The organism is Shimwellia pseudoproteus (genome assembly GCF_016415625.1).
Taxonomy (GTDB): Bacteria; Pseudomonadota; Gammaproteobacteria; order Enterobacterales; family Enterobacteriaceae; genus Shimwellia; species Shimwellia pseudoproteus.
Window position 1 is genome coordinate 1 of the sequence record NZ_WBXP01000086.1, and the last position, 7,069, is coordinate 7,069.

A 7,069-nucleotide genomic window follows, 5' to 3' on the forward strand; every position below is an offset into this window, starting at 1 on the left:
CGAGCTCGGTATCAGCAAGAATACCGTCGCTGACATCGTGCAACGACACAGAGCTAACGCTTAGGGTGTCATTTCGCCCTCAGCCGGAACCGACCCCCTATACAGCGTTTTCAGGGGATTTTGTCTTAATCGGATAACCTAAATGCGATACAGCAAGAGCGACAACCTAAAAGCGATAGCCACTGACGATAAATCAATCACTTACGTATCCGAATTGGTTAAATAATGTGCTTAACGTACAAAAATTTCCGATCTCCAAACTGACCCCATACTGAGCAGCTACAAGCCATTCTTGAGCGCAGGGAGGCTGAAAGGCAGGTGCAGCAGTCCCGTGATGAGCGTGACAGCGTAATTGACGTGACTACCTCGTTACGGGAAGCCCTCAGCGAGCGGGACACTCTGACGCCAAAACAGGAACAGAAGTCAGAGCCTGAGCAGGAAGCCCATTCCGGCAGAACGTTTGATTTTGAAAAAGAGCCAGACAAGCTGAACGCACTGGTCAGTGATGCCATGAAGGACATACAGGAAGAAATCGACCTTCAGTCCCTTGTTAACGATGCAATGGCGGAGTTTCAGGGGATTCATCAGGAAATGGAGCGACTGGCAGAAAAACAGCGTCAGCAGGAGAAAGAACGACAGCGACTCGACGAACAAAAACGACAGAAGCCGGATAAGGGCTGGTCATTTTCACGATAGACAGGATTTTGCATGAGCGACGACATTAAACAAATTGCCGCCCTTATCGGGCATCATCAGGCGCTGGAAAAGCGTGTTACTTCTCTGACAGAGCAGTTTCAGGCCGCCTCAGCAAAATTACAGCAGCAAAGTGAAACGCTGAGCAGGGTCATTCGTGAGCTGGACAGCGCGTCCGGTAATATGACTGACACCGTCAGGAAATCGGTGAGTTCCGCGCTCACTCAGATTGAGAAAGAACTGAAGCAAGCCGGATTAGCACAGCAGAAACCGGCGACAGACGCGCTGAATCAGGCTGCCGATACGGCGAAGGCGATGATCCATGAAATGCGCCGTGAGATGTCGCGCTATACGTGTAAATCCGCGATTTATCTTGTGCTGACGATATTCTTCGTCCTGACTGCCTGCGTGACGGCATTTACGTGGTTTATGAATGACGGGTACAGCCAGATAGCTGAAATGCAGCGGATGGAAGCGGTCTGGCAGAAGAAAGCCCCGCTGGCTGATATATCGCGTTGTGACGGAAAGCCCTGCGTTAAGGTGGACACCCGCACTACGTATGGTGATAAAGGGGATAAAGAGAATACCTGGATGATTATCAAAAAATAAAATAACGGCGCACATGGCGCCGTTATTGGTTATTGTTCTGTAGCGGTTTTCAGAGCGGCAGGGAGAGCGAGGCAGTTTCCAGCGATTCGCCGTCATTCAGCCGGTTCTGCATGTCGCTGACGAAGGCGTCCATCTGACTGTTGGCAAAGAATTTAATCCCGACCAGCCTGACGTTCTCATTTCCATCAAGTACTACTATAACCTTTTGTTTTTCACTAAAATTCTGAAGTAAGGGCACTTACCATTAATAGATAAGTCTTTTTCATCCATTCCCTTTCTAAATTTTATCAATTCAAACTGCTCAGGATTAAACTTATGCAGAAATGTTATAGGCACCCCCATAACCCCATTGTAATCTGAAGGGATATCTTTTGTTTTGTTTACATTTATAGCATCATAATTATCATATTTAGGATATTCAACTTCATTGCCAAAATATTTTTTTGTAAGTGGTATGTCTTTATGGCGAATAAAAGTATCCAAATTAGTTAACCACAGACAGTTATTTGGTGATATGACTCTATTTCCATTTTCATCAATTCTCGCCTCAGTCCCATATAACTCATAATGTTCAGGGACAATAAATCCTGAAACCCCCCTCCCTAGATGAATTCCGAGCCAAAGTTTATTGTCCTTAATAAGTTTAAATACCTCTTTATATGTTATTGAATTAACATTGGCAATTATAAGAAATTTTTTGTCATATTTAATCAATTGTTCGAGGTACTCTCTAAATAACGAGAATGGTGGGTTTGTAACAACAACATCTGATCTTTTTAGTAGTTCTATACTTTCATAACTTCGAAAATCACCATCTCCATTAAAAGATGAAACACTAATGTCATCTAAAGAAAAGCCTTTATCATTTTCTTTGTGAAGCTCATAATAGAAGCCTCTTTTTGCTACGTCGTTGCTAAAGCAACCAACATCTTGTTCTACATAGCAAGATGCTATTAATTTTTTCAAGCCAAGGTTATCAAAATTTACTGCGAAATATTTAAAGAAGTTACTCACTCTGGGGTCGTCACAATTGCAATAAACAACCTTCCCAGAAAAGTGAGAACTGTAATATTGAAGTTCATTTTCAATATCACAGTACTGAGTGTAAAACTCATCACTTTTTGATCTTTTAGCTTTTTGCAGTAACTTGTTTGTTGCATTTCTAGCCATTCAGAAAAACCCTATATAACAATACATTAAGTTAAATCACTTCGATGTAAGCTGATCAAACAAGTCCCGACCCAACACTTTTAGTGAAGTTGTGGAAATATCAAACATTATTTCAAACATAATTTTTGAATCCCATTCACCTCCATTACCTTGAGTATATATAGATGCTGCCTGCAGCATAATATTTTTATCTTTATGCTTTACAAATCTGTTAACGCATAGATTACTATTTATAGGCATTCCATAATTAGCCGCAGTCAGCCGATCTAACCTGTTTAACATCCCAGATCTATATTCAAGATTGACAACTCTTCCATCCGGTCTTGTTATTGAAATATTTTCTGTTAAAAAGTTAGATCCTTCTAAAAAAAGAATGTACGGAAAGTGGCTTTCCGATAGCATAAGGTTTGCTATTTCTGATATATTTTTATGAGACCTTTCAATAGCATTACCAGCGGCCATTAAATCTTGGTCGCCGCCTTTTCCAACCAACACTCCATTCTTTATATTTATAATATCTTTACCTTGATGTTTGGCCTCTGTTACAAGCACAATCCTCCATTCATCATGGTCGTCTTTAACCTCTACGATTCCACCATCAGGCTTGATACTGGAATTTGAAACAAAGAGAGTTCCTCCTAGCTCGGGGTCAATTTTTTTTAAAGCTTCATTTATTTCCGTTTTTCTTATGCTATCTCTATATCGAAAAGATAACTGAGGATAATTTTCACTCAGCGCTTCCTTTACTAATTTTGAAACTTCGCCAACCGCGAGATCATGAGCTTTTGCATAATCCCCAAAAATCCCAATTACACCTTGAGACAACTTATGTTGATCGGTTAACCTATTTGACTGGTTCTTATTAGACATGTATAAATCTTTCCTATGTTATTTTATATAGTTACGTATTTTAGGTAGATTAACATATAATTGATTTACCATAACGTCCTCTTGCGCGCACCGCCCGAACACCACTCGCCACAAAAACCCGCCGGAACGTCCAAAAGTACGGGTTTTGCTGCCCGCAAACGGGCTGTTCTGGTGTTGCTAGTTTGTTATCAGAATCGCAGATCCGGCTTCAGCCGGTTTGCCGGCTGAAAGCGCTATTTCTTCCAGAATTGCCATGATTTTTTCCCCACGGGAGGCGTCACTGGCTCCCGTGTTGTCGGCAGCTTTGATTCGATAAGCAGCATCGCCTGTTTCAGGCTGTCTATGTGTGACTGTTGAGCTGTAACAAGTTGTCTCAGGTGTTCAATTTCATGTTCTAGTTGCTTTGTTTTACTGGTTTCACCTGTTCTATTAGGTGTTACATGCTGTTCATCTGTTACATTGTCGATCTGTTCATGGTGAACAGCTTTGAATGCACCAAAAACTCGTAAAAGCTCTGATGTATCTATCTTTTTTACACCGTTTTCATCTGTGCATATGGACAGTTTTCCCTTTGATATGTAACGGTGAACAGTTGTTCTACTTTTGTTTGTTAGTCTTGATGCTTCACTGATAGATACAAGAGCCATAAGAACCTCAGATCCTTCCGTATTTAGCCAGTATGTTCTCTAGTGTGGTTCGTTGTTTTTGCGTGAGCCATGAGAACGAACCATTGAGATCATACTTACTTTGCATGTCACTCAAAAATTTTGCCTCAAAACTGGTGAGCTGAATTTTTGCAGTTAAAGCATCGTGTAGTGTTTTTCTTAGTCCGTTATGTAGGTGGGAATCTGATGTAATGGTTGTTGGTATTTTGTCACCATTCATTTTTATCTGGTTGTTCTCAAGTTCGGTTACGAGATCCATTTGTCTATCTAGTTCAACTTGGAAAATCAACGTATCAGTCGGGCGGCCTCGCTTATCAACCACCAATTTCATATTGCTGTAAGTGTTTAAATCTTTACTTATTGGTTTCAAAACCCATTGGTTAAGCCTTTTAAACTCATGGTAGTTATTTTCAAGCATTAACATGAACTTAAATTCATCAAGGCTAATCTCTATATTTGCCTTGTGAGTTTTCTTTTGTGTTAGTTCTTTTAATAACCACTCATAAATCCTCATAGAGTATTTGTTTTCAAAAGACTTAACATGTTCCAGATTATATTTTATGAATTTTTTTAACTGGAAAAGATAAGGCAATATCTCTTCACTAAAAACTAATTCTAATTTTTCGCTTGAGAACTTGGCATAGTTTGTCCACTGGAAAATCTCAAAGCCTTTAACCAAAGGATTCCTGATTTCCACAGTTCTCGTCATCAGCTCTCTGGTTGCTTTAGCTAATACACCATAAGCATTTTCCCTACTGATGTTCATCATCTGAGCGTATTGGTTATAAGTGAACGATACCGTCCGTTCTTTCCTTGTAGGGTTTTCAATCGTGGGGTTGAGTAGTGCCACACAGCATAAAATTAGCTTGGTTTCATGCTCCGTTAAGTCATAGCGACTAATCGCTAGTTCATTTGCTTTGAAAACAACTAATTCAGACATACATCTCAATTGGTCTAGGTGATTTTAATCACTATACCAATTGAGATGGGCTAGTCAATGATAATTACTAGTCCTTTTCCTTTGAGTTGTGGGTATCTGTAAATTCTGCTAGACCTTTGCTGGAAAACTTGTAAATTCTGCTAGACCCTCTGTAAATTCCGCTAGACCTTTGTGTGTTTTTTTTGTTTATATTCAAGTGGTTATAATTTATAGAATAAAGAAAGAATAAAAAAAGATAAAAAGAATAGATCCCAGCCCTGTGTATAACTCACTACTTTAGTCAGTTCCGCAGTATTACAAAAGGATGTCGCAAACGCTGTTTGCTCCTCTACAAAACAGACCTTAAAACCCTAAAGGCTTAAGTAGCACCCTCGCAAGCTCGGGCAAATCGCTGAATATTCCTTTCGTCTCCGACCATCAGACACCTGAGTCGCTGTCTTTTTCGTGACATTCAGTTCGCTACGCTCACGGCTCTGGCAGGGAATGGGGGTAAATGATGCTACAGGCGCTTTTCATGGACTCACACGAGGAAATCTACCCATGACACAAGAAAAGCCCGTCACGGGCTTCTCAGGGCGTTTTATGGCGGGTCTGCTATGCGGTGCTGTCTGACTTTTTGCTGTTCAGCAGTTCCTGCCCTCTGATTTTCCAGTCTGACCACTTCGGATTATCCCGTGACAGGTCATTCAGACTGGCTAATGCACCCAGCAAGGCAGCGGTATCATCAACAGGCTTCCCCGTCTGGCTGTCAACCAGACCCGCCAGGATAAGCAGTCCGGCTGACTGGTACAGCGCATGGTCACGGGCTTTACGGGCGGCTCTGGCTTCTGCCCGTTTTTCGGCCTGTATCAGATTCATGACTTTTGCTCTGGCTTCCTGCGCTTTTTCTGCTGCCTGTTCAGCCTTCATCAGCAGGGACAGCGTTTTGATATCCTGCGCTGTTTTATCCGCTTTATCCGTCAGTATCAGCATGAGTTTCTGCTGTTCATTCGGCGACTTTAAGCCGCGAATGTACTGCACTCTGTCTGCTGCCCATTTTTCCTGTTTTTCGCTTTTATTCATGCCCATTTATCCTCTGAATGTTGATGTGGAAATTATGGTCAGGAATGGCGGCCGAGGTCAAATGCAGGTAGAATCACTGATAAGCTTTTTATTATCAGTGCGCACTTAGACGTTTCTTCACTTCGTTCAGAAACGGTGCGCGCCTTCAGCGGGATAAAAACACGATGGCCTCCTATCACCTCAGCGTAAAAACCGGCGGGAAAGGCAGTGCCTCTCCCCATGCCGATTATATTTCGCGTGAGGGAAAGTATGCCCGTGAAAAAGACTCCGACCTTGAGCACAAGGAGTCCGGTAATATGCCTGCGTGGGCAGCGCATAAACCGTCTGAGTTCTGGAAAGCCGCTGACACGTCTGAACGTGCCAACGGCTGTACCTACCGTGAAATCGAGATTGCCCTGCCGCGCGAGCTAAAACCCGAACAACGCCTTGAGCTTGTCCGCGATTTTGTCCGGCAGGAAATCGGCGACCGTCATGCGTATCAGTTCGCCATTCATAATCCGAAAGCGGCGATAGCCGGCGGCGAGCAGCCGCACGCGCATATCATGTTCTCTGAGCGGATGAATGACGGTATCGACCGTGACCCGCAGCAGTATTTTAAGCGAGCTAACAGCAAAGCCCCTGAGCGCGGCGGTGCGAAAAAGGCACGTTTCGGGGAAACGCCGACAGAACGCAAAGAGCACCTCGTCGCCCAGCGGGAACGCTGGGCTGACCTACAGAATAAGCACCTTGAACGGTATCAGCATACCGACCGCGTTGATGCACGCTCACTCAAAGCTCAGGGCATTGAGCGTGAGCCTGAGCGGCATCTTGGCGCGGGACAGGTTCAGCGGTTCGATACTGCGCAGTTACAGGCCATCCTTGAGCGCAGGGAGGGGTCAGTTTGGATATAGAGAATTATTGTACGGTAAGCCTGTTTTTTGAACAGACTTACCTATAGCAATAGGGTGTACTCCCGCGCTATAGGGGTCGGTTCCGGCTGAGGGCGAAATGACACCCTAAGCTTTCGGTTCCTTGGGCCAAAGATATTCGCCAGTCAGTAGAATGTGCGCCCAGCCCAATG

At 43.4% G+C, this 7,069-nt stretch carries 6 protein-coding genes and 2 pseudogenes; 3 read left to right on the forward strand and 5 right to left on the reverse strand.

The window, feature by feature from the left end; translation table 11 throughout:
* Positions 1–270 precede the first annotated feature (270 nt).
* Both mobA (F9C28_RS19420) and F9C28_RS19425 read left to right on the forward strand, forming a co-directional pair.
* A pseudogene (mobA, locus tag F9C28_RS19420) lies at positions 271–696 on the forward strand (mobilization protein MobA); the annotation flags it as partial.
* A 12-nt stretch (positions 697–708) separates the two neighbouring features.
* Positions 709–1,302, forward strand: a complete 594-nt coding sequence (locus F9C28_RS19425; RefSeq protein ID WP_199016904.1) for a mobilization protein MobX — start codon at positions 709–711, stop codon at positions 1,300–1,302.
* A 195-nt stretch (positions 1,303–1,497) separates the two neighbouring features.
* Here the strand turns inward: F9C28_RS19425 and F9C28_RS19430 are convergent, their stop codons facing one another.
* The 5 genes from F9C28_RS19430 to traD form a co-directional block, all read right to left on the reverse strand.
* A complete protein-coding gene (locus F9C28_RS19430) occupies positions 1,498–2,472 on the reverse strand; it encodes an adenine-specific methyltransferase EcoRI family protein (protein ID WP_199016905.1) in 975 nt (324 codons plus the stop codon).
* 36 nt (positions 2,473–2,508) lie between these two features.
* A complete protein-coding gene (locus tag F9C28_RS19435) occupies positions 2,509–3,342 on the reverse strand; it encodes an EcoRI family type II restriction endonuclease (RefSeq protein ID WP_199016906.1) in 834 nt (277 codons plus the stop codon).
* A gap of 233 nt (positions 3,343–3,575) precedes the next feature.
* On the reverse strand, positions 3,576–3,989 hold the full coding sequence (locus F9C28_RS19440) for a hypothetical protein (protein WP_001229901.1): 414 nt from the start codon (positions 3,987–3,989) through the stop codon (positions 3,576–3,578).
* 7 nt (positions 3,990–3,996) lie between these two features.
* On the reverse strand, positions 3,997–4,947 hold the full coding sequence (locus F9C28_RS19445) for a replication initiation protein (RefSeq protein WP_034167667.1): 951 nt from the start codon (positions 4,945–4,947) through the stop codon (positions 3,997–3,999).
* A 594-nt stretch (positions 4,948–5,541) separates the two neighbouring features.
* Entirely contained in the window at positions 5,542–6,009 is a 468-nt protein-coding gene (gene traD / locus F9C28_RS19450; protein ID WP_072657284.1) for a conjugal transfer protein TraD, read from the reverse strand.
* Positions 6,010–6,173: 164 nt separating this feature from the next.
* On the opposite strand from traD, the pseudogene mobA (F9C28_RS19455) reads away from it, so the two are divergent.
* A pseudogene (mobA, locus tag F9C28_RS19455) lies at positions 6,174–6,881 on the forward strand (mobilization protein MobA); the annotation flags it as partial.
* Positions 6,882–7,069 lie beyond the last annotated feature (188 nt).